18 protein-coding genes are annotated in these 26138 nt (G+C 57.1%); 17 read left to right on the forward strand and 1 reads right to left on the reverse strand.

From position 1 onward, the window contains the following. Nucleotides 1–5: 5 nt before the first annotated feature. From tssK to R9B85_RS22985, 17 genes are all read left to right on the forward strand, one after another. Complete coding sequence (gene tssK / locus R9B85_RS22905; protein WP_423770603.1) at nucleotides 6–1361, forward strand: type VI secretion system baseplate subunit TssK; 1356 nt, start codon at nucleotides 6–8, stop codon at nucleotides 1359–1361. Next, on the forward strand, nucleotides 1358–2038 hold the full coding sequence (gene tssL / locus R9B85_RS22910) for a type VI secretion system protein TssL, short form (RefSeq protein ID WP_423770604.1): 681 nt from the start codon (nucleotides 1358–1360) through the stop codon (nucleotides 2036–2038). Before tssK ends, tssL begins: the two co-directional genes overlap by 4 nt. Before the next feature lie 5 nt (nucleotides 2039–2043). Beyond that, nucleotides 2044–3774, forward strand: a complete 1731-nt coding sequence (locus tag R9B85_RS22915) for an OmpA family protein (RefSeq protein WP_252378969.1) — start codon at nucleotides 2044–2046, stop codon at nucleotides 3772–3774. Nucleotides 3775–3790: 16 nt separating this feature from the next. Beyond that, on the forward strand, nucleotides 3791–4282 hold the full coding sequence (locus R9B85_RS22920; RefSeq protein WP_207879464.1) for an Hcp family type VI secretion system effector: 492 nt from the start codon (nucleotides 3791–3793) through the stop codon (nucleotides 4280–4282). Between the two features lie 152 nt (nucleotides 4283–4434). Continuing rightward, entirely contained in the window at nucleotides 4435–7089 is a 2655-nt protein-coding gene (tssH, locus tag R9B85_RS22925) for a type VI secretion system ATPase TssH (RefSeq protein ID WP_252378970.1), read from the forward strand. A gap of 2 nt (nucleotides 7090–7091) precedes the next feature. After that, entirely contained in the window at nucleotides 7092–9596 is a 2505-nt protein-coding gene (locus tag R9B85_RS22930) for a type VI secretion system Vgr family protein (RefSeq protein WP_423770605.1), read from the forward strand. 17 nt (nucleotides 9597–9613) lie between these two features. Next, nucleotides 9614–11881 (forward strand): hypothetical protein, encoded by a 2268-nt coding sequence (locus R9B85_RS22935; RefSeq protein ID WP_423770606.1) that lies wholly within the window; start codon nucleotides 9614–9616, stop codon nucleotides 11879–11881. Nucleotides 11882–11902: 21 nt separating this feature from the next. Then, a complete protein-coding gene (locus R9B85_RS22940) occupies nucleotides 11903–12919 on the forward strand; it encodes a formylglycine-generating enzyme family protein (protein ID WP_254466104.1) in 1017 nt (338 codons plus the stop codon). Between the two features lie 84 nt (nucleotides 12920–13003). Then, nucleotides 13004–13267, forward strand: a complete 264-nt coding sequence (locus R9B85_RS22945; protein WP_115274372.1) for a PAAR domain-containing protein — start codon at nucleotides 13004–13006, stop codon at nucleotides 13265–13267. Nucleotides 13268–13340: 73 nt separating this feature from the next. After that, nucleotides 13341–14474, forward strand: coding sequence for a hypothetical protein (locus R9B85_RS22950; RefSeq protein WP_313854157.1), 1134 nt, complete (start codon nucleotides 13341–13343; stop codon nucleotides 14472–14474). A gap of 292 nt (nucleotides 14475–14766) precedes the next feature. Continuing rightward, nucleotides 14767–17808: an ImcF-related family protein gene (locus tag R9B85_RS22955; protein ID WP_254466102.1), complete on the forward strand. Its 3042-nt coding sequence runs from the start codon at nucleotides 14767–14769 to the stop codon at nucleotides 17806–17808. Beyond that, nucleotides 17805–19391: a type VI secretion system protein TssA gene (gene tssA / locus R9B85_RS22960; RefSeq protein WP_423770607.1), complete on the forward strand. Its 1587-nt coding sequence runs from the start codon at nucleotides 17805–17807 to the stop codon at nucleotides 19389–19391. Before R9B85_RS22955 ends, tssA begins: the two co-directional genes overlap by 4 nt. A 23-nt stretch (nucleotides 19392–19414) precedes the next feature. Then, nucleotides 19415–21184 carry a type VI secretion system baseplate subunit TssF gene (gene tssF / locus R9B85_RS22965; protein WP_254466101.1) on the forward strand — a complete coding sequence of 590 codons (1770 nt, stop codon included), beginning with the start codon at nucleotides 19415–19417 and terminating at the stop codon, nucleotides 21182–21184. Beyond that, nucleotides 21148–22245, forward strand: coding sequence for a type VI secretion system baseplate subunit TssG (tssG, locus tag R9B85_RS22970; protein WP_423770608.1), 1098 nt, complete (start codon nucleotides 21148–21150; stop codon nucleotides 22243–22245). The genes tssF and tssG overlap by 37 nt, the downstream gene beginning before the upstream one ends. Continuing rightward, a complete protein-coding gene (tssJ, locus tag R9B85_RS22975; RefSeq protein ID WP_112252192.1) occupies nucleotides 22226–22762 on the forward strand; it encodes a type VI secretion system lipoprotein TssJ in 537 nt (178 codons plus the stop codon). Before tssG ends, tssJ begins: the two co-directional genes overlap by 20 nt. Before the next feature lie 4 nt (nucleotides 22763–22766). Beyond that, nucleotides 22767–23213, forward strand: a complete 447-nt coding sequence (tssE, locus tag R9B85_RS22980; protein WP_112252191.1) for a type VI secretion system baseplate subunit TssE — start codon at nucleotides 22767–22769, stop codon at nucleotides 23211–23213. A gap of 11 nt (nucleotides 23214–23224) precedes the next feature. Next, complete coding sequence (locus R9B85_RS22985) at nucleotides 23225–24391, forward strand: OmpA family protein (protein WP_423770609.1); 1167 nt, start codon at nucleotides 23225–23227, stop codon at nucleotides 24389–24391. Nucleotides 24392–24460: 69 nt separating this feature from the next. Here the strand turns inward: R9B85_RS22985 and R9B85_RS22990 are convergent, their stop codons facing one another. Further along, nucleotides 24461–26134, reverse strand: a complete 1674-nt coding sequence (locus R9B85_RS22990; protein WP_423770610.1) for an FAD-dependent oxidoreductase — start codon at nucleotides 26132–26134, stop codon at nucleotides 24461–24463. Nucleotides 26135–26138: the final 4 nt, after the last annotated feature.

The raw sequence follows: 26138 nt of genomic DNA on the forward strand, positions 1-26138 counted from the left end.
ATGACGTGAAAATCGATCGGCCTTTATGGGCGTCCGGCGTGGTGTTGTCTGCGCAGCAATTTCAGCAGCAGGCCCGCTTTGAATCGTGGACTAATCAATGTATTGCCTCACTGGCCCTGGTTCACCCTTGGGGCATCCGTCATGTAGCGTTTGATGCAGAGGCGCTGAGGTTGGGCAAGCTGATGGCCACTCGGCTTCAGTTGTGCCTGCCAGACGGTACTTTGATTGACACCGATCGGTTGGATCGACTGCCCGGTGCCCTGGAACTCTCTCGGGTATTGCCCGGTGATATCCAGACGGCAACGGTTGTGCTCGCTTTGCCACTGGAACAGGCCAATGGTAACAACTGCCTGTTTGAGGGCAACAGCGTCGAGCGGCCAGTCAGATATCACCAGGTATGGCGTGATACCAAGGATCTGTACACCGGCGAAATGCAGTCAATCAGCGTGCTCGAACAGGCGCTGAGCTTGCGTCTGGCTGACGACGATAATGCGGACTATCTCACGTGCCCGGTGGCCCGTTTGCTGCGTGATGGCCGGGATGGGTGGGCAATTGATGATAGCTACATCCCGCCCTTGCTGAGATTTGATGCTCATGCCGGGTTGTTGCTTCAGCTCGACAACTTGCTGACCCAGCTGTCCGCCAAGCGTGAGCGGTTGATGGGGATGCGTCGGGAGAGCAACCAGCGCATGGCGGATTTTGCTGTTGCGGATGTCACGCTGTTCTGGTTGCTCAATGCGCTGAACACGTATCAGCCAGTGCTGGCTGACCTGAAAGCGCAGCCTGGTCGGCATCCGGAACAGGTGTATCAGCAGTTGGTGAAGTTCGCAGGCGGTCTGCTCACCTTTTCCTTGGACCAGCATATCGAGGACATACCTGCCTACCAGCACGCAGATCTTGAAGCAGTCTTCCCGCCGTTGATGCGTACCCTTTCTACATTGCTGGAGGCGAGCCTGCCGTCACGTGTGCTGGCCTTGTCCCTGGAGGCACGCAGCGCAAACCGTTGGCAGGTTTCCCTGAGCGATCCACGCTTGCTTGAGCCAGAAGGTGCTGACTTCTATCTCTCGGTTCGCTGTCGGCTGCCGGCCGTTCAAGTTCAAAGCCAGTTCCCCCGGCTGTGCAAGGTCGGCTCCCCCGATGATGTGGATCATCTCGTCAATGCGGCGCTCGATGGCGTTCCTCTGAAACCTTTGAGCCATGTGCCGGCGGCAATACCGCTGCGTCTGGATAATCAGTACTTCGCACTCGACCTTAGCCATGCAAAAGGGCGTGCGATGCTGGCTGATGGGGTCTGTGCGCTCTATGTTCCGAGCGTGTTTCAGGATGTCCAGCTCGTATTGTTCGCGGTGCTTCGCTCATGAACCATGCGACCCCACAGAACGCCGCAGCCAAGGTGGATATAGACGCGCTGATGCAGGATACCTATCTGCTGGTAGTCGAGTTGCGACACGGTACCGAGGCGCACAGTAGCCCGCAGCTTTGGTCGCGTTGTGTTGCTGATGTCGAGCATGTGCGCGCCACGCTTCAGGAGTGTGGCCTGGATCGTCGTAGCATCGATCTGATCAGCCATGCTCAATGTGCGCTGCTGGACGAGACGGTGCTTGCTTGCGCCGAGGGTCGAGCCCATGAGGATTGGGCGATGGAGACCTTGCAGGCAAAGTTCTTCAGCAGCCACCAGGCGGGTGAGTCGCTCTACGAGGATATGCGCACTGCGCTGCGCGAAGCCTCTGTGCACCCTCATGTACTCACTGTATTTCATCGAGTCCTGATGCTTGGATTCCTGGGGCGCTACCGAGAAGTCAATCACCCGGAGCGCCAGCAGTTGTTGACTGCCATCTCTGCCGAGGTGCCGCCTCTGGTCACAAGCCAGTCGTTGGTCATCCCGTTAGGCACTGGTCCGCGGATGCCGATGTGGCATTGGTTGCGCTCTCCTCTGGTTCACATCGTGATGGCCGCTGCCCTGTTGGTAGGCGCCTGGTGGGGGCTTGATAACGCGTTAGGTGAGGCAGTGGCCTCTCTCTTGCCGGTGCAGGAGTGAGCGTAATGCCGGGGATACACAGACAAGGGCTTTGGCTATGGGCCGGTGCGCTGTCCTTGTTGTTGATTGCCACGTTGCCGCTGGCTGCAGCGGTTCAAGCCATCGCGGCTCTGCTAGTCAGTGCTTTGGTGATGGTGGGTTGGCGCCGGATATCGCGTGCTGCCGGAAAACGTACACAGCTGCAGTGGAGCAGTGGTGCCAGCCTGCCTGCTGGATCGTATCGTCATCCCGTTGTTCTGGTGGTCGGCGATAGTTTGACTGAACTGTTTGAGGCCTCGTCTGCCGAGCAGTTGGTTCCACGAGTAACAGGGGAGGGGTGTTATGTGCCAGTGCCCGACCTTTCGAAGTTGCCCGCAACTGTAGCCGATCTCTTGCTGGAGCGGCCAGAGTGGGGTGGGCAGCTCAGCATCATGTGGGTCGTGACCCCCAGTGCCCATACAGACGGCGCAGTGCTTGCGAACCAGATACAAAGCTTGTGCCACCAGGTCGCGATACTGCGCAAGCGAGGTACACCGCTGCCGCTGCTGATTGTGAGCTATTTCCACAGCGCGAGCGGGGCTTCGCCCTGGTTCAGCTGGGAGGCTGAAGAGTCGAGTGTGCGAGTACGAGAGGCGGGTGACTGCCTGAGCCTGTCCGAATGGCAGCGCAGGGGCAAAGATCCTGAGCACCAGGCTGACCGACTACGCACCACGGTGCAGTTGAACGCTGCCGTCGGTTGGCTGAACGAAGCGTGCTTGGCGGAAATGGACACAGAAAGTCCCCGTCAGCAGATCGCAACTGCGCTCACCCTTGCGGTTGCATTTGTTCCGAGGATTGAGGGGGCGCGTGACAGCAATCTTTGGCACCGCTGGCTCCAGCAGCGGACCGGCCTTTCCTACATTCGTGATGGGGCTAATCACGCAAACGCGTCGTTACCCTTTCCTGATTCACTGCTTCATTTGCTGCCCGGCAGGGCTCCGTACAGTCCGCGAAGCAGGGCTGTGGTGATTGGGGTCTGGTTGTTGGTGCTAGCGGCTTGCGTCGCATTGATCAGCTCGGCGAGGCAGAACACGCTCCTGATACGTCAGGTCACCGATGATTTGCGACGCTACAGCACCGCTTCGCTGAGCCCCGATTCGGCCAGCGTATCGCAGCGCCAGGAGGCACTGATGGTGCTTCGCCAGGATGCGCAGCGCCTGGATCACTACTACCGCCAGGGGGAGCCGTGGTCACTTGGTATCGGGCTGTATCAAGGCGAAAGATTACGTCCGTCACTGCTGGCGGCGATCAACGGCCACCGCATCCCGACCGTGCCTCAAGGCCTGCCTGACAAGCCACGCACGGTTCGCCTGGACAGCTTGTCGCTGTTCAACAGTGGCAGCGCGCAGTTGAAGCCAGAGTCGACCAAGTTCCTGGTGAATGCGTTTGCGGGCATCAAGGCCCAGCCAGGTTGGCTAATCGTGATCACGGGCCACACGGATGCGACGGGCAGTGACGAACAGAACCTGCGCTTGTCGCGAGCACGCGCCGCTGCGGTTCACGACTGGATTCAACACATGGGTGACATACCCAGCAATTGCTTCGCAGTACAAGGCTTGGGGGCGAGCGAGCCCGTTGCAAGCAATGACACGGAACAAGGACGGTCGGCCAATCGCCGAGTTGAAATTCGCCTGGTGCCGGAGGCGGGGGCTTGTCAGTCCTCGACTACGGCCTCGGGATTGCAACCCCTGTCGCACTTCGCGACGCCCAACGCTTGAAATGAGGAACTTCTAAATGGCTATTCCTGTTTACCTGTGGCTGAAAGACGATGGCGGCTCTGAAATCAAAGGCTCTGTCAATGTCAAAGATCGCGAGGGCAGTATTGAAGTGGTTGCCCAGGATCATGATCTCTATATACCGACTGATAACAACACCGGAAAGTTGACGGGGACCCGGATTCATACCGCTTTCGTATTTACCAAGGAAATCGATTCGTCCACGCCTTACCTCTATAAGGCTGTCACGACTGGGCAGACGCTGAAAGAGGCCGAATTCAAATGGTACAAAATCAATGATGCCGGGCAGGAGGTTGAGTATTTCAATACCAAGCTGGAGAACGTCAAGGTCGTAAAGGTTGCACCCAAAATGCACGATATCAAAGACCCTGCGAAGGAAAAGCACAATCACCTGGAGTTGGTCGAGCTTCGCTACGAGAAGATTATCTGGACTTACAAGGATGGCAACATCATTCACTCCGATGCGTGGAGTGAACGCGCCACCGCCTGATAGATATTGGCCAGCAGCCAATGGTGGTTGATGGTTTCCAGTGTCTTGGGTTGAGCGCCCGTGCGCGGGCGTTCAGCCAAATACACCTCAGATATTCAGACGCGCTCGCACTTGTGGCGACATGCTGATCATTGACGACAAGGATGCCCTGTATGGCACACGATCCTACACGCCTGCTTCGCCGGCTAAACGCCTATTGTACCCAGGCACTCACGGCAGCAGCTTCACTTTGCCAGGCACGTGGGCACAGTCATATCACCGTTGAACACTGGCTGTTGAAATTGTTTGAACAAGGCGAGGGCGATCTCGTGGTCATCGCCCGCCGATATGAGTGGGATATGGATGCCATCTGGCAGGGACTGCTTGACCACTTCAATACATTGCCGCGCAGCGTTCTCAGCAAACCTCAGCTGAGCGGTGAAGTGCGGCAGCTGATCACCAATGCCTGGTTGTTGGCATCGCTGGATCGTGACTGTGAGCAGTTGCGATCCGTTCACTTGCTGGGGGCGCTATTTGAAGCGCCAAACTTGCTTAAGTGTTCAGCCGCTTGGCCTGCATTGAGCATCGGTCCTATGCAATCGGAGCAAGTGAAAGCGCTGCTTGAATTCGATTCGGAAGAACGTCAATCAGAGCAGAATTCATTGTTCAAGCCAGAAGTGCCAGGAGAGTCTGAGGCTGTGGGCGGCACAGGTGGTGATTCGGCACTACTCGCCATCTTGGATCAGTTCAGCCATGACGTTACTGCCAAGGCTGCAGCAGGGCAGATCGATCCGGTCTTCGGTCGCGACGATGAGATCCGTCAGGTGATCGATGTGCTGAGCCGTCGGCGCAAGAACAACCCCATTCTGGTAGGCGATCCAGGTGTCGGCAAAACCGCGCTGGTCGAGGGGCTGGCTTTACGCATCGCCAGCGGCGATGTCCCCGATAGCCTGAAACCGGTGTGCATCCGTACGCTGGACCTGGGGTTGCTCCAGGCGGGCGCCGGGGTCAAAGGCGAGTTCGAACAACGCTTGAAGAACGTGATCGATGCAGTCCAGCGGTCAGAGACTCCGGTGCTGCTGTTCATCGATGAAGCCCACACCTTGATCGGCGCTGGCAACCAGGCTGGGGGCGCAGACGCGGCGAATCTGCTGAAGCCGGCCCTGGCGCGTGGCGAGCTGCGCACCATCGCTGCCACCACCTGGAGTGAATACAAGCAGTACTTCGAGCGCGATGCGGCGCTGGAGCGTCGCTTCCAGATGATCAAGGTCGATGAGCCAGATGATGCCAATGCCTGTGTGATGCTGCGAGGGCTCAAAGCGCGTTATGCCAGCTACCACGGCGTGCATGTTCAAGACGCTGCGGTGCAGGCGGCGGTCAGCTTGTCTCGCCGTTTTTTGACGGGGCGACGTTTACCGGACAAAGCGGTGGATCTGATTGATACCGCCTGTGCGCGGGTTCGCATGAGCTTGGACTGCGAACCTCAGGCTCTGGTCCAGCTGAAGTCGCAGAAGATGGCTTTCACCGCAGAGCGGATGGCGCTGGTAGACGACGCACAGCTTACCGGTAATTCGGATGAATCTCGCTTGGCGAAGATCACTGACCAACTGGTGCAGCTGGAGAGTCAGCAAGCCGCGTTGGAGTTGCAGTACCAACAAGAGCTCGATCTCACCCACCAGCTGCTCAATGCTCGCCAGGCCGAGCAGGTCGATACAACTGTCTGCGCTCGTCTACAAGAGCAACTCAACTACGTGCAGGGCGGTCGGCCACTGCTGTCACTCGACGTGTGCGCCCGCAGTGTGGCTGAAGTGATCGCCGACTGGACGGGCGTGCCTCTCGGCAGCTTGCTGAAGGACGAACATGCCAGCTTGTTGAACCTGGAAGATCAGTTGGCCGAGCGTGTTGTTGGTCAAGACCCCGCGCTGCTTGCGCTTGCCCAACGGTTGCGTGCCGCCCGAACGGGCCTCACTGATGACAAAGCACCGATGGGCGTGTTCCTGCTGGTCGGGACCAGTGGTATCGGCAAGACAGAGACGGCCCATGCATTGGCCAGCAGCCTGTTCGGTGGTGAGAAATCGTTGATCACGCTGAACATGTCGGAGTACCAGGAGGCGCATACCGTCAGCCAACTTAAAGGTTCGCCGCCTGGGTATGTGGGCTACGGTCAGGGCGGGGTGCTCACCGAAGCCGTCCGCCAGCGCCCTTATAGCGTCGTGTTGCTGGATGAAGTCGAGAAAGCCCACCGTGATGTGCTCAACCTGTTCTATCAGGTGTTCGACCGCGGCTTCATGCGTGATGGAGAGGGAAGGGAGATCGATTTTCGCAATACGGTCATCCTCATGACGTCCAACCTCGGCAGCGACCTGTTGCAGGGTTGTGTCGAGCGGCAGCCAGATACTGAAGACGCCGCTCTTCATGAACTGTTACGGCCAGTATTGCGCGAGCACTTTCAGCCCGCACTGTTGGCGCGCTTCCAGACCTTGATCTTCCGCCCGTTGGGGGGCGATGCACTCAAACGCATAGTCGCCATCAAGCTCGATCAAGTGGCCAAACGCTTGCTGCGCCATTACGGCCTGCAATGTGAGGTTGATGACACGCTCTACGAAGCACTGGTCGCCGCCTGCCTTTTGCCCGATACCGGCGCTCGCAACATCGATAGCTTGCTGAACCAGCAGATCCTGCCGGTGCTAAGCCAACAGTTGCTGCAGCGCCAAGCCCTCGGTCAGCCAACACAAGCTGTGACGCTCGGGTACTGCGAAGACGCTGGTATCAGTTTGAGCTTTTCGGATGACTACGATCCAGCGCTGCTGGCTACCGAGAGGGCCTGATCATGGCGACGCCAATAATGGGTTCCAGCCACAACCGCTATCAGCTAGAAGTTGAAGACCTTACGGCCGAACTGGATGTACTGTCATTCAAAGGCGAGGAATGGCTAAGCCAGCCATTCAAGTACACCATTGCGTTCACTTCCCAAGAACAGGATATCGAGGCGGCGCAAATCCTCGGGAAAGATGCCAGCTTCTATCTGGGCAAGTCTGAACTGACCACTCAGCTTCCAATGCCTGACGGGGCATCACGCACAGTGCATGGCGTGATCACGGGTTTCAAGCGTGTCTCCGGCTCCCGGGATGAAGCCCGCTACCAAGTCGCACTTGAAGCGCACCTGGCATTGCTCGGACGTGGCAAGCAGTACCGGATCTATCAGCATCAGTCGGTACCGGAGATTGTTGAAAGCATCCTGCGCAGTCGCCATCAGCTGGAAGGGCAGCACTTCGTGTTCGACCTGGCGCGCGAATACCCCAAGCGTGAACAGGTCATGCAGTACGGTGAGAGCGATCTGACTTTCATCAGCCGTCTGCTGGCGGAAGTCGGCATCTGGTATCGCTTCACCCACGACGATCGGCTTTACATTGATGTGGTCGAGTTTCACGACCATCAACGGCATTACCAGTTTGGCGTCAAGTTGCCGCATCGGCCCCTGTCGGGCTTGACCAGCAATGGGCAGGACGGCGTGTGGGCGCTGCAGGTTGAGCATCAGGTAGTGGAACAGCACATCAACGTGCGGGCGTATCACCACCGGGACGCGGCTGCTTTCCTGGATGGTGAGGTTGATCACAGCCGGGGTGCCACCACTACGTACGGCGAAGGCTATCACTACGGTGAGCCCTATACCGCGCTGGGTGACGCAATTGACCAGGATGAGGACCTGCTCAGCGAAAGCGGCTACTTCTATGCACGCCTGAATCATGAGCGCTTTCTCAACGATCAGACCCGTTGTAACGGTGTCAGCAGCAGCGTGAGGCTGGCCCCAGGGCAAGTGCTGACGGTCTCTGACGGGGCGCCACAGGTCTTCGAACCTGGCGTGGTCATCACGCATTTGACCGTCGAGGCAGCTCGCGATCGGAGCCTGGAAGCCAAGTTTGACGCGATTCCCTACTCGGAGACGATAGGCTTTCGGCCAAGCTTGCTGAGCAAGCCGCAGATCGCCGGTACGGTGCCGGCGCGAGTCACCAGTACCCAAAAAAATGATCCTTACGGCCATATCGATATGGAGGGACGTTACCGGGTCAACTTCCTGTTCGACCGGGACAACTGGCGGGCAGGCGAGGAGAGTGTCTGGCTACGTCTGGCACGCCCTTATGCGGGGGACACTCATGGCCTGCACCTGCCGTTGATCTGCGGTACCGAAGTAGCGGTGGCGTTCGAACAAGGCGACCCGGACCGCCCCTACATCGCTCATGCGTTGCACGACAGTGAACATCCCGACCACGTGACGCTGCGAAACTACAAACGCAATGTGCTGCGCACCCCGGCCAACAACAAGTTCCGCCTGGACGATACGCGTGGGCAGGAGCACATCAAGCTCAGTACGGAGCACAGTGGCAAGACTCAACTAAATCTCGGGCATCTGGTCGATGCCGATCGCCGGCCTCGCGGGGAGGGCGCGGAACTGCGCACCGATGGGCATGCCGCGATCCGTGGCGGCAGTGGCATCTTCATCAGTGCTGATGCTCAGCCTCAAGCCCGAGGGACAATGCTGGAGATGGGAGCAGCGTTGGCTCAGCTCAATAACGCTCTGGCATTGGTGAACGCACTGGCACAAAGCGCAGCTGTGTCGGGAGCATTACCAGCTGATAATCAGGCCCAACAGAGCCTGCGGGAGGCATTGGCGCGGCTCAAAGATGCGGGACTCCTTGCCTCGGCACCTGCCGGGATAGCTATGGTTACACCTGCAAACATCCAACTATCGGCAGAAAACTCTATTACAGCTACGGCTGGTGATAGTGCTGACTTCAGCCTATTCAAACGTTTTAGCGTGGCCGCAGGTGAGGCAATCAGTCTGTTCGCCCAAAAGTTAGGGCTCAGATTAATTGCGGCTCGTGGCCCTGTGGACATTCAGGCACAAAGCGATGCGATGACGTTACAAGCAGACAAGGAACTTGCTTTAAATAGCAGTAATGGCGAGATCGTTCTCAATGCCCAACACGGCATCACTCTGGTTAGCAGAGGTGCCTATATCAAGATAAAAGACGGATCTGTTGAGATCGGTGCCCCGGGTGAACTGCATATCAAGAATGACAATATCGCTTGGGGAGGCACTGCCTCACTGGAGAAGGCCCTGGCACCGATGATTCTGGAAGATCCTGTTTACAGCAATCCCATGCAAGGTGGCTTTCAAGTTAGAGATAAAGTCAGTGACAAGCCAAAACCTTACGTACGGTATCGAATTGAAGCTGCCGATGGCAGCGTGCTGAGAGGCATGACAGATGGGAATGGTTATACACAGTCCCACTATGGAATTGATCTTCAAAGCATAAAGTTATTCTTTGAGTAACTTCGGAGTGATAGGAAATGGGCGGAGCGGATATCTTGGTAGCAGAGAGCAGGGTTTGCAAAAGTAAACCCGTTGTAGTGGCTCATCATCAATCGGTACAGTGTTATTTTTGTCCGGAAACCGAGGAGTTGGTTTTTATTGCTGACAGTGAGGCTGCAGAGTTTGAGGCGCATTGGAAGGAAATGCAGCAGTGCGTAAATGATTTTCATCAGGAAAAAATTAATTACTCCGTTGCAATTGAAAAATATGGAATTGCTGCAGAAACCACAGCAGCGCCTGAGGCGTCATTTAATGACGCTGTAGTGCGAGCTGAGAAAAATTTGGAGTTGAAGCGAGAAAAGTTAAAAGAAAAAATTGGTGAGTTTTCTACCCAAGACATGAAATATAATGATGTTGTGGAGCTTGTTCCTGTTAGGGGGCAGACTGCTAAAAGAAAAGCTGGTGAGAAACGAGCGCCTGTAGTTTATGTAAAAAAAGGTTACTACAGTAAAGGCAAGGATGGCAGAAAACTCCATACTGTGTCGTTGAAAAGTAGTGACAAAAAAGGCGGCGCTGAAAGTATCTTTGAGCGACGCAGTGATGGAAAAATTCGACGCATAGACGACAAGAAGCTTAAGAGGCAACTTGCCGGATTGAATTGGCCAAAAATAAAAATTGATCTGAAGGATGTTGTTAAATGGGCAGGCCTTGGTTTTGATCCTGAGGCGCTGAGTATGGATTGTTCACTTTTTGACTGGGCGGATAGCTGGAATGCTGCCGCACAAGGTGAGGCAACGTGGGGGGATCATATTGATTTTGAGGGTGGAGCACAGTTTATGCGCTTTGTTTCCAATTTCGGCGCAAATGTTGAAATTGATCCACGTAAGCAACAATTCTCCATCAAAGGAGAGGGTGGCGGCAGCTTAACTGCGGCTGCCGGCATAGCGTCCTTTTCAATTTACGCCCCGGATCGCATCGGATGGAGGCTTACAGTTAATCCCTCTGATGGGAACGAGGTCCCGTTTGACTTAGGGATGATGCGCCTAAGTTTGAACGTTCGCTTGGCCGCATTTATTGGAGCGACGCTTCAGGTGGAGGCTCAATTCCAGGTGGTCAGGAGTGGTGACCAGCAAACCGTCATGGGCCAACCTGGTCGTTTGAGACCTTTCAGTGAAAGAAAAAGCAAAGCTTACGATTTTCATCAGCAGATGAACAGTGAAGATGAAGGGATAAAACTTTCGGCAGAAGCTTTTGCGGGTGCGAGGGCGGAAGGAACACTGACGGGATCACTGCAATGGTTAAAGCCGACAGCGGCAGGGGAAACAAATGGCGGTATACTGGAGACTACTGGAGAGTACGTCGATTTTTGTAAAATAGGACCCAGCATTGCAGGGTTGGCGGGGGTGGGCGCCGGCTTAAGTTTTTATTGTACTTTTATTAATGGGAAGTTTTGTTTTAGTTTTGCAGCCTCTCTATGCAAAGGGGCGGGTGCCAAAGGTGGCTTTATTTGTGAGGTGGATGGCAATACCTTTCTGGAGTTCGGTGCTTGGTTGATTTATCAACTGAACCAAAGGGATTATGGTTTTTTTAAAGTCATGGATAAGGAAGCATTTAGTGTGTATACGAAGTATTGTGTTATGCAAATGGAGGTAGTTGAAGCTAATGTATATGAGTATTGCTCACTCGTAAAAAAATCAATTGAAAACATTGCAGATGATTTCACAAAACAGGTTGGTGAATTGGCTGATGAGACGAAGAAGAGTATTGATGCTTCGAGACGACGGAATCAGTTAGCTAAAAATGTTATCACTCGACAGTTGGATCTGTTGCGCTACACACCTGAAGCTAAGGGTATATTGCTTCACCTTCTAACGCGTCATGGTAAGTGGGATAATATAGATCCAGGAAACATAGGGTTTCTCGATCGCTACGGCGAACGAAAAGAGGCGGTGCTTTGTGTGCTCAGAAGTATTCAGAGCAAGCCGGAGTGGCATAAAGTATTGTCTCGTGTCAATGCGCAAGGGAATGGCCCATCAGAGGGATACGATGAGTTGGACGCCGTCGAGCGGCATGAGCGAAGCTTGGTAGACTTTCTTGAGTTAGGGAGGGATCGAGACAGAGAATTCTATGAAATAAAATATGAGCGAAGCGAATTGGCCATAATTTATGATCGGTTGAAGGAGTTTGGTTCTTCTGGTTATGCGCTCGCTATGAATGATACAGTCTATTATAAGCTAAACGTTGGTCGTAATCCGAATTACCCGCGACGCTGCAAGTTTGGTCCTTGTAGTGCGGATATTGTCTGAGTAAATCTAATTGGAGTGGTCGTGAAGATTTTTAAGGTGTCTATATTTTGTTTGGTTTTTTTGAGTTTGTCAGGCTGTGACCAGTTGGCGAGCGGAGTTGATTATAAGGAACTCGGGATAACGCCGATAGAGATGAAGCATTTTGTCGAAGAAGTAAAAAGGGACTTGGTGTTTGTTGAGGGTGGTGAATATTTGATGGGGGATTATGGCTTGGAGTATGGGTCGGAGCAAATGTCTTATGATAGTGATGGAGATAGCCGGCCAGTACATAAGGTCAAGTTGAGTACCTTTTCTATTGCAAGATTTAAGATCTCAAATAAAGAGTTTGAGATGTATCTTAAAAGCACTGGTCTTAAGTTGCGTTCTTTTGAAGTGGGGGGGATACAGGAAAAGTGGAAGAACATTCATTCTTTACCTAATTTGCCAGCGCATATGGACTGGTATGAAGCCGACCGCTATTGCAACTGGCTGGCTAAAGTGTCCAATCTTCCTTTCTCATTACCCACTGAGGCCCAGTGGGAGTACGCGGCACGCAGCCGCGGGCAGTTTTTGATGGTGGCCACTGATGACGGTACTTATAAGCAGACAAATGATGGTTTTACTAAATATGGGGGAGGGCCGAAAGGAATTAACATTTCTACTTATCGAGATCGTGAGGATTTTGCTAGACAAATGGGGTGGAGCACGGGCGGGCTTACGCCCTTGCCGGTAGACAGGTTTCCTCCCAATCCGTTGGGCCTTTATGCCATGTCGGATAATGGGCTGGAGTGGGTCAAGGATTGGTATGACGAAAATTATTATCAGTACTCCCCTGACATTGACCCTCAGGGGCCGGAAACACCAGTGACCAAGGACTACTATGGCCGGGATACAAAAGTTGCACGTGGTCAGGCATATGCCAATCCAAGCTGGGGAGGAGGAGTGAATGTGCACAGAACCCCTGAGAATCCGCATGGTTATGCATTTGAACATAAAATGATTGTGTTGGGCGATAAAACGGCTAGGTGTGTTGTTAATAGTGACAATCGGATTGAGTAGCGGTGAGCTCTATATTTCAGGGGGCATTTGAATTTGGGCTGCCTGAAAGGCGGGTAGTGATTTTATTATTGGGTGCTTATTGATATGCGCGGAGTTATTCGTGTTGGCGACAAACTGTCTTCGGGAGGCAAGGTACTTGCCGGCACCAGTGGGTTGAAATTTATGCAGCTTGATGTCGCTTGCGTAGGTGATGCTGTGTTTTGCCCAATACCTGGGCACGGCGTGAATGAAATAGCAGAGGGGGATACAGGTTCGAAAGTTAAAGGTCGGCCCATTGCTTTAGACGGTCATTGCTGCTCCTGTGGTTGTGAGTTGATCACGTCACTTCCTCAAGCAGGTAGGCTGTGAGATGGCAGTTGACCTGAACTCATTACCCGAGAGGCGATTGCTACCCCGGCAACCTCGGCACTGGCGATGGGGTGTGGTCATCTTGCTTTGTTCGCTCGTAGTTGGCGGGTTGATGGTCCTGCTTTGGCGGGTGGACAGTTGGCATACATCATTTTGGTTTTGGATCTGCGCATTATTAGGAGTTTTGATTACCGGGTTAGTGTGCTACGCACTGCGTTTGTTGGCGTACGAAAAACATCGAGATTATATAGAGAGTTGGAATGAGAGTCGCGATGAGTTGGAGCGGTCACTCATTCGGCGCGGCCAGCGTACGGTTGCCGTATTGGCCGTATCCTATTGTTCCGGGGCGGGTAATAATAAACTTGCTCAGGCCCTGCGTTTGGGTAGTAAGCCTCTCCAACCTATTTTTCTGGAAGGACAAGCCTTGACAATGCGGTTGAGCCAATTAAAACCGTGGGTACAAAATCACTCAAAGTCCGAATACGCTAAGCGTTTACATAGATTTTTACAACAAGTTGTACGTGGGTTGGAGTCTGATTTAGAGATCGGGGTGCGCAGTCTTGCTGTGGATGTTCGTATCAGGCATAACCAAGTGATTTGCAATGAAGAGCTTCTGTCGATTTGGTCTGCAGTTACCACCAGCCACCGTTTAACTGATAACGTGGTCTTTGCAATGGACGATGATGGCGTAATGTGGCTGGACACTTGGTTGGATGCGCCGGAACGACATCAACTGTTAGTGTCCGTCGAAATTAATCTTTTTCTAAACCCCGTTGCTGAACAGGCCGAGACCGTGACAGCTGTGTTGTTGGGCTCTTCGCAGTGGTGTAACACGCAAAAAATTGATTCGATCGCCCTGGTTCATCGCCCTGTCCAACTTGAGTGCGCTGGTCGCTCTATCAAGGATGCAGTTACGGATGCATTTCTTTGGGGGCAACTGCGTGCCGGAGAAGAAACGTACTTCAGTTGGCAGGCTCAGGTGCCTGGTGACGTTTTACGTGAGACAAGTATCGCTGTGAATGCAGCACGTTTCCCTTTTAACGTGGCCAGGTGTCATCGATTGGATGATTCGTTTGGTTTGCCTGGATGTGCAGTAGGTAATGTCGCATTAATCGTTGCTAGTGAGTGTGCTAAGGCGGAGGACGGTCCGCAGGTGGTCCTGCTACACGATGCCTCTGCTCAAATTTTTATTGTCCGGCCTGCATGAGATCTTGAAATAGGGATTGATCGTGAAAAAGAAGAGAATCAGCGTCTGGATAGTGATCCTGTGTTTGCTCGTTGCGGGTGGGGTATTGATCTGGGTCGATAATCCCGTAGTGCAGGTGAGGAGTGAGACTGCACGCTTGCAATGGTCAGCAGTGTTGTTGATCGGCTGTTTGATATTTCTCTTTCTCGATGGCGTCGGCGAATTGGCTATCCGAATGTTGGGCGCGAGAGATTTTATTGCTCTGATGGGACAAAAGCACGGAGTCAACTGGACTCGTTCGACTGGTAGTAACATGGTTTCTAATGCTGAGGATCCATTCGGCGTACCCGAGTTGAGGGCGCATTTGAAGGGACGCTACGGCTTCTTCTGGCGGCGCAAAATTCGACTGTTGTTGGTGGTCGGTGAGTCTGAGCAGATCGAGGCGATTGCCCCTGGGTTGAGCGAGCAGCGTTGGCTGGAAGGGCAAAACACCGTGCTGCTGTGGGCCGGCAGCATCCAATGTGAACCGCAAGACGCGTTGCTTTTGCAGTGGCGCGGCCTATGCCGCAACCGTGCGCTCAATGGGGTGGTCTGGGTGTTGAACAAAGACCAAAGCAATAACGTGAGCGCGATGAACGATAGCGTTCGTCGTTTGCAGAATCTGGCCAAAACCCTTCGCTGCCAATTGCTGCTGCATGTGTGGCAGGTCTGCGACAGTATGTGGCCGCAGCACGCGCGAGAAATCGGAGCGGTAGGCTGCATGCTCCCGGTACCATTATCGCCAGTGCGGCTCGCCGACCACTTAGGCATGCTCGCACAACCCTTACGTGAGCAGGGTCTATCGCAGCTTCAAAAAGACTCTGATCATGATTTCTTGCTTCGATTGTCACGCGATGTTGCGACCGAGGGTGTCTCCGGATGGTGCGCTGCATTGTCCGCGCTGTTCCGGCGACGCGACGTTTGGTTGCGTGGAGTGTGGTTCAGCTTACCGCTGCGACTCCAGAACAACCTTCGCGTGGATCATCACTGGCCTGAAGACCCAGCATGGTCCGGGATCCTCAATGATCGCTCCGCCCGAGCCCGCCGACTGGGTTGGCACCCAGCCAGAGTCGCCTACGTTTCTGCGCTCGGCCTCGCTTTCATTTGGGGCATCGGCTTGCTGTTGTCGTTTGCGAGCAACCGTGCCGAGGTCGGTCAGATCGCGGCGGCGTACAGGACGCTGCAGCAGCCCGTAGCAGGCACCGACACCAAACAGGCACTGGGCGAGCTGGTACGCGAACTCTCCCGCCTGGACTACCGATCAGAACACGGCGCACCGTGGTACCAGCGCTTTGGCCTGAACCGGTCGCACGAGCTGTGTGACGTGGTGTGGCCGCTCTATATGCAAGCCAATAACCAGCTGCTCCGTGACCCAGCCGTCGCTGAGCTGGAAAAACGGCTCAAGGCGTTGGTCAACTTGCCTCCGGCGAGCTCTCAGCGGGCACAGCAGACGTACGACTACCTCAAAGCCTATCTGATGCTGGCGCGCCCGGAAAAGGCCGATGCCGCGTTCTTGGCCCAGACCCTGGGCGGTACCGAACCGGCACTGTGGACGTTCTACGGCCAGCATCTGCCCGAGCACCCTGACTGGGCGATCAAGGCCGACCTCAGGTTGATCGCCCAAACACGCCAGGTGCTGCTGCGTGAACTAGGTCAGCGAAACGCTGAAAGTAGCCTCTACCAACAAGTCCTCGACACCGCGGCGAACCACTACCCGGCGTTGGGCTTGCAGCAGATGGTCGGCGACACCGATGCAAGCGCCCTGTTCGCCAGTGCAGAACAGGTCCCCGGTGTATTCACCCGCCAAGCGTGGGAAGGGCAGGTTCGTGCAGCCATTGAAGACGCGGCGCAAGCGCGGCGCGAAGAGATCGACTGGGTACTCAGCGACCACCCTAACGACATCGCCAAGGCGCTGAGCCCCGACCAACTCAGGGAGCGGTTGACCGCACGCTACTTCCAGGATTACAGCAGTGCCTGGCTGGGCTTCCTCAACAGCCTGCGCTGGCAGCAGGGCCATGGCCTGAGCGATGTGATTGCACAGTTGACGCTGATGAGTGATGTGCGTCAGTCGCCATTGATTGCCCTGATGAACACGCTGAGTTACCAGGGCAAGGCCGGCGTTCGTGGTCAGGCCCTGGCCGATTCCCTGATCGAATCGGCACAGAAGTTGGTGGGGCAAAAAGCAGCGCCGATCGTCGATCAACTTCCCCAAACACCCAGCGGCCCGCTCGACAGCACCTTTGGCCCCTTGATGGCGTTGCTGGGCAAGGAGTCTGAAGGGCGATCAGTCGATGGCCGCCTGAGCCTGCAAGCCTTCCTTACCCGGATCACCGGCGTGCGCTTGAAGCTGCAACAGGTCGTCAATGCACCCGACCCCGAGGCGATGATTCAGACCTTGGCGCAGACGGTATTCCAAGGCAAAGGCGCGGACCTGACCGATACCCAGGCCTATGGCAACCTGATCGCCGCCAGCCTCGGCGCCGACTGGGGGCCAGCGGCTAATACGTTGTTCGTGGAGCCGCTGGATCAGGCATGGCAACAGACTCTGCAGCCGTCGTCGGCCGGCCTCAACCGGGCGTGGCAGCGCGCGATCGTCGATGAGTGGCAGGGCGCTTTCAGCGGCCGTTATCCCTTCGCCGCCACCAGCAGTGATGCTTCCTTGCCCATGCTGGGGCAGATGATCCGTGCCGATTCCGGGCGGATCGAGCAGTTCCTGGCTCAGCAGCTCACGGGGCTTCTGCGCAAGGAAGGCAGCCGCTGGGTGGCCGACGCGCGGCAAAGCCAGGGGCTGCGTTTCAACCCGGACTTTCTCACCGCGATCAATCAGCTCAGTCAGCTGGCCGATGTGCTGTACACCGATGGCGGTATGGGCTTGAGCTTCGAGCTGCAAGGCAAGCCTGTGCGTGATGTGGTGCAGACCACCTTCGTACTCAACGGTGAAAAGCATCACTACTTCAACCAGCGAGAAAGTTGGCAACGCTTTCGCTGGCCCGGGCAGGGCGACCATCCCGGCATCAGCCTGACGTGGAGCAGCGTCCACACCGGTGAACGTCTGTTTGCGGATTACCAGGGCACCTGGGGGCTGATTCGGCTACTGGAGGAGGCCAATGTCACGGCGCTGGATGACGGCGACAGTCGTTTTCGGGTCGTGCTGGATGCGCCAGATGGCCTGGGCCTGACCTGGCACTTGCGCACGGAGTTAGGCGAAGGCCCGTTGGCACTGCTCAAGTTGCGCGGGTTCAGCCTGCCGCGAGAGATCTTTCTGGCAGAGGGCCGAGACACCCCGCAGTACACGCAGAACGGGGGCTTCGAATGAGCCTGAAAAGCTTGGTCGAAAGCTGTTTGCCCGCCAGCGAGCCGCTGGTCATTGCCCGCAAACACAGCGAATCCTGGGAGCCTTGGCTAACGCCCATCAACGGCGATGTACCGGTGGGAGAGGACCCAGGCTACGACGACGATTTCCAGCGCATGCGCGAAGAGGTCAACAAACTCTCCGGGGCGGATGTGGACCTTGTGGCGCAACTGGCGCAGAAGCTGCTCCAGCAGTCCTGCAAAGACCTTCGCGTGGCCACCTACTACCTGTGGGCACGCTTGCACCGGGACGGTGAGGCCGGCTTGGCAGATGGCCTGAATTTGCTGGCGGCGCTGATGGAACGCTATGCCTGCGACATCCTGCCGGTGCGCCCCAATAGCCGCAAGATGGCCTTGGAGTGGCTTGCCGGCAGCAGGGTCCTGGCAAGCCTGTCGCTGTACCCTCAGGTGGTCAAGGCTGAAACCGAGCGAACGGTGGCTGCGTTGGTGTGGTTGGAGCACGGCTTCAGCCATTGGCCAGAAGACCAGCGACCGCGGCTGGACGCCTTGTACGGCGCCCTCAACACCCGACTCGCCGTGTCGGGAGGTGTTGATGCAATCGTCCCGCAGACCAGCAGTGATTCACCGCTGAGAAGTAGCACCCTTGGCCCGAGCGTATCACCCATCAAGTCCGGTCGCGATTTGCTGGACAGTGGCCGGGGCCTGGCCAGCTACCTGCGCGAACAACCCGAAGGGTGGCTGGCAGCGCATAGGCTGATGAAGAGTTTGCGTTGGGACACCGTGCATCAGGTGCCGCCGCAAAATGCCCAGGGGTTTACCCGCCTGGCGCCGCCTCGCGGCGAGTATCGCGCTCAGCTCAAGCGCCTGCACCTGCAGCAAAGCTGGAGCGAATTGATTGATCAGGTCGAGCAAATGTATGCCGAAGGCGTCAACCACTTCTGGTTGGATCTGCAATGGTACCTCCATCAGGCACTGAGCAAATCGGCTGAGCCTCACAAGAGCTGGGCGGATATCGTCAAACACGATCTGGCCATGCTGCTGCAACGTCTGCCGGGCGTGGAGCTGCTGTGTTGGAGCGATGGCTCGCCATTCGCTGATGAAACCACGCGTGAGTGGATCAACCAGCAGGTCAGCGGTAACCGCCCAGAACAATGGCTGCCCGCAGCGGCCCCCGCACTGCCGGCGGCCGCATGCGAAATACTCGCCTTGGAACCCGAGGCACTGGCGCAAGCGGATGCTGACGGTGTCGAGCAGGCGCTGGCCTGGCTGGCGAGTCGGCCCGATGTGCAGACCGGGCGACAGCGTTGGTTACTGCGTTTGCTGATGGCGCGAGTGGCCGAGCAGTGCGGCAAGGCCGAGCTGGCCATTCATTTGTTCACTGAGCTGGACGCTGCCGCGCAACGCCACACATTTGCCGACTGGGAGCCTGACCTGCTCTTCGAGGTCAAGGCGCGCTTGCTCAAGCTGCTGCGTTTGAAGGCCCAGCGCAACGACACTGACCGGCCTGCGTTGGCGCGGCAAATGGAACATCAGCTGGCAACCCTCGTATCCCTTGACCCGGTACGTGCTGCAGTGCTGTGCAGCTAATTCACTTTGATCAGGAATCTGTTTTGACTACGGACAACCTAACCCTGCGTTACTTCGACGCTGAAATGCGTTACCTGCGCGAAGCGGGCAAGGAGTTTGCCCAGGCTTTTCCGGACCGTGCGGCGCAGCTCAACCTGGATAAACCCGGCGCTGAAGACCCCTTTGTGGAGCGCTTGTTCGAAGGCTTTGCGTTCCTGATGGGGCGTCTGCGCGAGAAATTGGACGATGACCTGCCCGAGCTGACGGAGGGGCTGGTCAGCCTGTTATGGCCCCACTACTTGCGCACCATTCCGTCACTGGCCATCGTCGAACTGATGCCAGATGTCAGTCAGATGAAAGGCTGCGAGGCGGTTGCAAGAGGCTTTCAGGTGCTGTCACAACCGGTGGGGCAACACCGTACCCGCTGCCGCTACTCCACCACGCAGGATTTGACGTTACGGCCGCTCAATCTGGAAACCGTGCGACTTGACCATGAGCCAGATGGACGTGCAGTTCTACGCCTGCGCTTCGCGCGTGGAGCGCTGGCCAACTGGGATCAACTCGACCTCGCGCATATCCCCTTGTATCTGAATGCCGACGCAGCGCTTGCCAGTGTGCTGCATCAGGCGTTGACATTGAACGTGCAGGCGCTGCATGTGCGCTTGCCAGGCGCGGCGCAACGCAAGGCATTTGCGGGGCATTTCAAGCCAAAGGGGTTTGCCGACGATGATCGCCTTTGGCCTAAAGGCGACAGCGCGTTCAGTGGTTATCAGTTGTTGCTGGAGTACTTCACGTTCCGTGAGAAATTCATGTTCGTCACACTCTGTGGCCTCGAATCGCTCGCGTTGCCACCAGACGCCCCATGGTTCGAGCTTGAAGTCGTGCTCAGTGAGACCTGGTCGCATGCGTTCACGCCTACACAAGAGCACATTCGTCTACACGCGGTTCCCGTGATCAACCTGTTTGCACTGGAGGCGGACCCGCTCACCCTGGACCCGTTGCAGAATGAATACCTACTGCGGCCAATGCGCTTGCAGGACGGACATACAGAGATCTACTCGGTAGACAAGGTTTCTGGAACGAAAGACAGCGTGCGTCAGGACTACGTGCCTTTCAGCAGCTTTCGCCACAAAGGGGGCATGCTTCGCGATGAGGCCCCCGAGCGCTACTTCCATACCCGCTTGAGGCGCGGTGCCAATGGTCTTCATGACACCTGGTTGATCCTTGGCGGGGAGGGCTTTGACAAGGATGTGCTGCTCAACCGCAAAAGCCTGTCGTTGCGCCTGACCGGCACCAATGGCCAGTTGCCGCGCAAAGCCTTGCGCAGCACCTTGCTCGATGCTGCGGCGCAGTCCACCCAGGCAGGTTTGCGAGTGCGCAACCTGACCGCGCCGACACTACCGTGCTACCCACCCAATCGCGACCGTTTTCACTGGCGTGTACTCAGTCACCTGGGATCGAATTTCCTGCCGATGCTCAACAGTGCTGAAGTACTGCGTGGCACATTGGCTTTGTATGAGTGGACGGGCAGCGAAACGAACCGCCGCCGTCTGGAGGCCATTGTTGACGTCAGGCATCACCTGATTCAGCGCTTCGAAAAAGGCTTCTTGCTACGAGGTGTGGATATCGAGGTGACGGTCGATGGCAACGGCTTTTCAGGAGAGGGGGACATCTGCCTGTTTGGTGAAATGCTCAGCCGGTTCTTCGCCTTGTACGCGGACATTCATTTATGCACTCAACTGACGATGATTCTGCAGCCGACGGGGAGGTGCCTGCGATGGAACGAACATCACAGTCAGCGTATTCCCGGTTGAAGGCCGAGGGCATTCTGCATGTGTTGGCTGATCAGGTGTCGACGGCCAACGTCTACCGCTTCTGCCAGGTGCTGGAGCAGGTGTTGGTTGAACAACCACCGTTGGGCAGCACTGCACATCCCGGCGATGACCGGGTCAGGTTCCGGCCCGACCCTGGAATGGGATTTCCAGCAGGCGAGTTGAAGGCCATTGAAGTCGACGAAGCTTTTCCGGACCGACCGCTGACGATACGTACCCGGTTGTTGGGTTTGTATGGCGTCGACTCTCCTTTGCCCACGGGCTATCTGGATGATATCGCCCAGCGACGCGAAGGCTATGAGGCGCTGGAGTACTTCCTCGATATCTTCAACCATCGGCTATTCACCCAGTTCTACCGGATCTGGCGTAAGTACTCCTACCCGGCAACGTTCGAGCCGGGCGGGTGCGATGCCACTTCGCAGTGTCTGTTGGGCTTGATCGGCCTGGGCATTCCCGGTACGGCAGAGCGCATCGCCACACCGATGTCACGTTTTCTGGCCCTGCTCAGTGTGATGCGCCTGCCCACGCGCAACGCGGAGGGGATTGGTGCGTTGGTGAAGTTGCTGGCGCCGCATACGGATACGCACGTGACCGGGCATTGGCCGCAGAGCGTTGTGCTTGAGCAGCCTGCCAGCCTTGCACCCGAGCGTCCGGTTAGGTTAGGCCAGGGCATGCCGTTGGGCGCTGTCGGGCACGACGCTAACAGCCAACTGCGCCTGCGGTTGTGTACCGAGGACGAGGATGAAGCGCGTGAGTGGCTTCCGGGTGGCCGGCTGATAGCCGATTTGCAGGTGTTGCTTGAGGTGTATCTGGGGTGGCGTTGCACAGCGCTGCTGCAGCTCTCGATAGCGCGCGAGAGGGTGCCGGTTCCGGTGTTAGGACGCACTCGGTCGATGCTTGGCATGACCGCTGTATTGAAACGCGCAGAGGGGGCGCACGCATCGGCCCAAGACGACACGATCACGATCAACCTGGGCCGATATCAAGGTCTGCAGCCGAACCCTTGCAGGAAGGAGGTACAGCATGTGGCGTACCGTTTTTAAATGCTTCACGGCATCGACATTTGTTGCAGTACTGAGTGGGTGTGGCCTTGCACAAAAGGTTGCAGACGGTACGTCGTCTACTGCCCAGGCGATCTTCTACAAGCAAGTAAAGACGCTCCATCTGGATCTCAACGGGCGGTCAGCGATAAATACCGATGACGCAGAGATGAGCGGATTGTCGGTGCCAGTGCTGGTACGGGTCTACCAGTTGAAGGACAACAAGGCGTTGGAGAACGCCACCTATGACGATCTGCTAAGCCAGGGGGAACGGGTGCTTCGCGATGATCTGCTCGATGAACGCGTGGTGGTGATCAAACCCGGTGAGGCGGCGCAGCTGAGTACTCCCCTGCAAGGCGACGCTCGGTATGTTGCGGTGGTAGCGCTATTCCGAAGTCCAGACGTTATCGAAAATACGTGGCGCGTTGTCTTGCAGCGGGACGACCTCGAACCGGATCAGGCCAGGGTGCTCGAACTGGGCGATAACCGATTGACCCTCCGACAGCGCGTGGAGGGCTGACTGCATGCCTGAAACCAGTCCTTCTCTTTACGAAATCCTGTTGCAGAACTTCCGCGGTGAGCTAGCGCTGGACCAGGTGAATGAAGATGACCAGCTGACCCTCTCGGTGCTGGACAACATTCAGCGCATTCTCAACAGCCGTGCAGGTTCACTCTCGCATCTGCCCGACTATGGCTTGCCGGACATGGGCACGGTGCTGCAAGGGCTACCGGCTTCAGCCCATGGCTTGATGAACGACATCGCCCGCACCTTGCGCCGCTATGAGCCCCGGCTGGCGCAGGTGAGCGTTCAGCTGATACCTCAGTCTCGCCCTGGCCATCTTGACTATGCCCTTGACGTACTCATCAGGGGCGGCGGCAGGGCGTCCTTTGGGACCACACTCGGCGCCGAAGGCAGGGTTGTGGTGCGTCACCTCAAGCAGGAAGGCTACCTTCCCGTGCAATGGAACTGACAGGGGGCCAGATGACGGCGCTTTTCGAGATGCGTGTACGCCTGGGTGGGGATCCGGGCAACTTCGATGAGTTCAAAATGCTGCGCGGTGAGTTGGCAAAGCTCAATCACCCAGCCTGCCCAGATGTGGACTGGGCAAAAGTTGAGGGGTTGTCTTTGCGCCTCTTCGAGCTGAACGGGGTTGAGCTGCAAACAGCGGTGGCGTTCGTCCTGGCGCGTAGCTACCGCACGGGGCTCGCGGGCTTGACGGAAGGGTTGGCATTGCTCTCTACGCTGACCGATGAATGGCCGCGCCTGTGGCCGGTGCAGGCGTCAGCACGCATTGATCTCATAGCATGGCTGTTTAGTCAGTTGCATCCCTTGGTTCGCATGGTGGAATGGGGCAGGTCAAGTTCGGCGGCGTTGAGCGAGCTGGTTGTTGAGTTAAACCGGCTGGAGCACCGTTTGGAAAGCCTTGGTCATGCGCCACTGGTGTCGCTGCAGGTTTTTCGAAACCAGATAGTCAGCCTCCTGCAGCGCATATCTGGAAGCATGGCGGTACCGATGCCGCTTCTGTCACAGCCATGGATATCGTTTGCTGAACCATCGGTCAGACCTCAGATCACCTCCGTTGTGCCTGCGCCATCGACCTACACATTTGTAGTCGAGCATCCCGCGCAGAGGCGCGCTGCACTGCCGTGGCTGCTGACTTTGACGATCACTTGCGCATTTGCGGGTTGGTTAGGCTGGCAGGAGTGGGTCTCTAGACAAATCCAAGAGCCTTCCATGCCTAAGCCAATCCAGCTCGACAGCTTGACGCTGTTCGATCCTGGCAGTGCTGAGCTCAAACCCGGTTCAACCAAGTTATTGATCGGTGCACTGGTTGATATCAAAGCCCAACCTGGGTGGTTAATCGTTATTTCCGGTCATGCCGATGCCCAGGGTGATGTTACCAGGAATCTTGATCTCTCTCGTGCTCGCGCCTCTGCTGTCCGCGACTGGATGCAGCGTATGGGAGATATCCCGGACAGTTGTTTTGCTGTCCAAGGTGTCGCAGCCAGTCAACCGGTCAGCAGCAACGACACCTTGAATGGACGCGCAGAGAATCGTCGGGTGGACATCCGTTTAGTGCCTGAGTCTAGTGCGTGTGGAGAACTTGAGGCTGCAGGGCGTTTGGTTGGAAGCGGCGAGGGCGTGTAAGGAGCAATGGCAACGCGCGCTAACAGGCGACGATCAACTCATCCTCGGGAAAAACGTACCCTCATTTCCTTAGAGGCCGCTCAACGCTCTACCAGCCAGGTAACCGAATGTCATCCCCGGCCCCAGGGTAATCCCGCCACTCGGGTAATACCCACCCATCACACTGTGCATGTCGTTGCCCACCGCATACAGCCCAGGAATCGGCTGCATCGCGTGGTCCAGCACACGGGCGGCACCGTCCGTTGCCAGGCCGGCAAAGGTACCCAGGCTGCCCGGCAACAGTTTCACTGCGTGATACGGCCCGTTCAGCAAGGGTCGCAGCGATGGATTGGGTACCTGTAACGGCTCGCCCTGAGCCCGGTTGTAAGCCGATTTGCCGCGCTGGAAAACCGGGTCTCCACCCCGGGCTGCATGGTGGTTGAAGTCATTCACCGTGCGTTGCAACTGCTCGGCATCGATCCCGCAGCGCTGTGCCAACTGCGCCAGCGTGCGGCCGCTGTGCAAATAACCGCAGCGTTGATAGTGGCGGGTGGGGAAAGGGAAGGGCTTGGCCCAGCCGATACCATAGCGACGTTGCGCGGCATGGTCGCAGATCAGCCAGGCTTGCGGCGCTTCACCCTGCGGCGTGGCGGCGAACAGTGCGTTCACGAAGTCGTGGTAGCAATCGGCTTCGTTGGCGAAGCGCCGGCCATCGCCGCGCACGGCGATGAATCCGGGCTTGGCACGATCGATCAAGTGCGGGAAATGGCCGAAACTGCCATCGCTGCGCGGTACCCGCGACACAGGTGCCCAGGCACCCGCATGGGCCAGGGTCGCCTGGACCAGGCCACCGGCCTGTTCGCCCAGGCGCAGGCCGTCACCGCTGTTTTCCCATGGTGCGGCAGAGTAGTGCTGGCCACCGTCCGGTGCATGCGGCATCAGTTGCGCGATGCGCTGGCGATCATGGGCAAAGCCACCGCAGGCCAAAACCACACCGCGGCGGGCGTGAATCAGCTGGCCGTCGGCAAACTGCGCGCCGCTGACCCGGCCTTCGCCCAGCAGGCCGCTGGCCGGCTTGTCGGTCAGCAGCGTCACGCCAAGGTCCAGGGCGCTGCGCAGCAGCCGTGCCACCAGTGCGTTGCCATTGACCAGTTGCAGGCCGCGCCGGTGCAGCAGCAGATCGCGGCCATGGCGCAGCAGGCGCTTGCCCACATGCAGCGCGGCCTTGGGTGAGCGCGTGGCGTTGAAGAAGGCGGCCATGTCGGCGCCGCCGGCAATGCCCATGCCGGCCAGGCTGACGATGTCCAGCGGTGGGCGCAGCTTGCGCAGCCAGGGGCCGAGCAGGCGCCCGTCGTATGGTAGCGCGCACAGCGAACGGCCACCGCGCGTGCTGCCGTCGCCATCGCGCATGTCGGGCATGCGGCTGCCGCACTGGAACTGCACGGCGGTGTGTCGCTGGAAGAACGCGACCATTTCCGGGCCATGGTGCAGGAAGGCGCGCTGGCGCGGGTCCAGTTCGCTGACATGGGTTTGCGCGCGCAGGTAGCGCTCCGGGGCATCGTCGGTCTCGAGGATGCCTTCGGCAACGGCCAGCGGGTTGCGCGGTATCCACAACCAGCCCCCCGACCAGGCGCTGGTGCCGCCCAGTTGGCTGGCTTTTTCCGCGACGATCACCTGCAGGCCGTGATGGGCGGCAGTAACTGCGGCAGCCAGGCCAGAGGCACCGGAGCCGATGACGAGTACGTCACATTCGAGGGGTTGCATGGTG

It is taken from the genome of Pseudomonas sp. NLJ1, assembly GCF_049486705.1.
GTDB lineage: Bacteria > Pseudomonadota > Gammaproteobacteria > Pseudomonadales > Pseudomonadaceae > Aquipseudomonas > Aquipseudomonas inefficax.

Excerpts from the sequence above, each read along its gene's own strand:
- tssL (WP_423770604.1), top strand. The coding sequence starts at position 1,358 with ATGAACCATGCGACCCCACAGAACGCCGCAGCCAAGGTGGATATAGAC.
- R9B85_RS22915 (WP_252378969.1), top strand. The coding sequence starts at position 2,044 with ATGCCGGGGATACACAGACAAGGGCTTTGGCTATGGGCCGGTGCGCTG.
- R9B85_RS22920 (WP_207879464.1), top strand. The coding sequence starts at position 3,791 with ATGGCTATTCCTGTTTACCTGTGGCTGAAAGACGATGGCGGCTCTGAA.
- tssH (WP_252378970.1), top strand. The coding sequence starts at position 4,435 with ATGGCACACGATCCTACACGCCTGCTTCGCCGGCTAAACGCCTATTGT.
- R9B85_RS22930 (WP_423770605.1), top strand. The coding sequence starts at position 7,092 with ATGGCGACGCCAATAATGGGTTCCAGCCACAACCGCTATCAGCTAGAA.
- R9B85_RS22935 (WP_423770606.1), top strand. The coding sequence starts at position 9,614 with ATGGGCGGAGCGGATATCTTGGTAGCAGAGAGCAGGGTTTGCAAAAGT.
- R9B85_RS22945 (WP_115274372.1), top strand. The coding sequence starts at position 13,004 with ATGCGCGGAGTTATTCGTGTTGGCGACAAACTGTCTTCGGGAGGCAAG.
- R9B85_RS22955 (WP_254466102.1), top strand. The coding sequence starts at position 14,767 with ATGGTTTCTAATGCTGAGGATCCATTCGGCGTACCCGAGTTGAGGGCG.
- tssA (WP_423770607.1), top strand. The coding sequence starts at position 17,805 with ATGAGCCTGAAAAGCTTGGTCGAAAGCTGTTTGCCCGCCAGCGAGCCG.
- tssG (WP_423770608.1), top strand. The coding sequence starts at position 21,148 with ATGGAACGAACATCACAGTCAGCGTATTCCCGGTTGAAGGCCGAGGGC.
- tssJ (WP_112252192.1), top strand. The coding sequence starts at position 22,226 with ATGTGGCGTACCGTTTTTAAATGCTTCACGGCATCGACATTTGTTGCA.
- tssE (WP_112252191.1), top strand. The coding sequence starts at position 22,767 with ATGCCTGAAACCAGTCCTTCTCTTTACGAAATCCTGTTGCAGAACTTC.
- R9B85_RS22985 (WP_423770609.1), top strand. The coding sequence starts at position 23,225 with ATGACGGCGCTTTTCGAGATGCGTGTACGCCTGGGTGGGGATCCGGGC.
- R9B85_RS22990 (WP_423770610.1), bottom strand. The coding sequence starts at position 26,134 with ATGCAACCCCTCGAATGTGACGTACTCGTCATCGGCTCCGGTGCCTCT.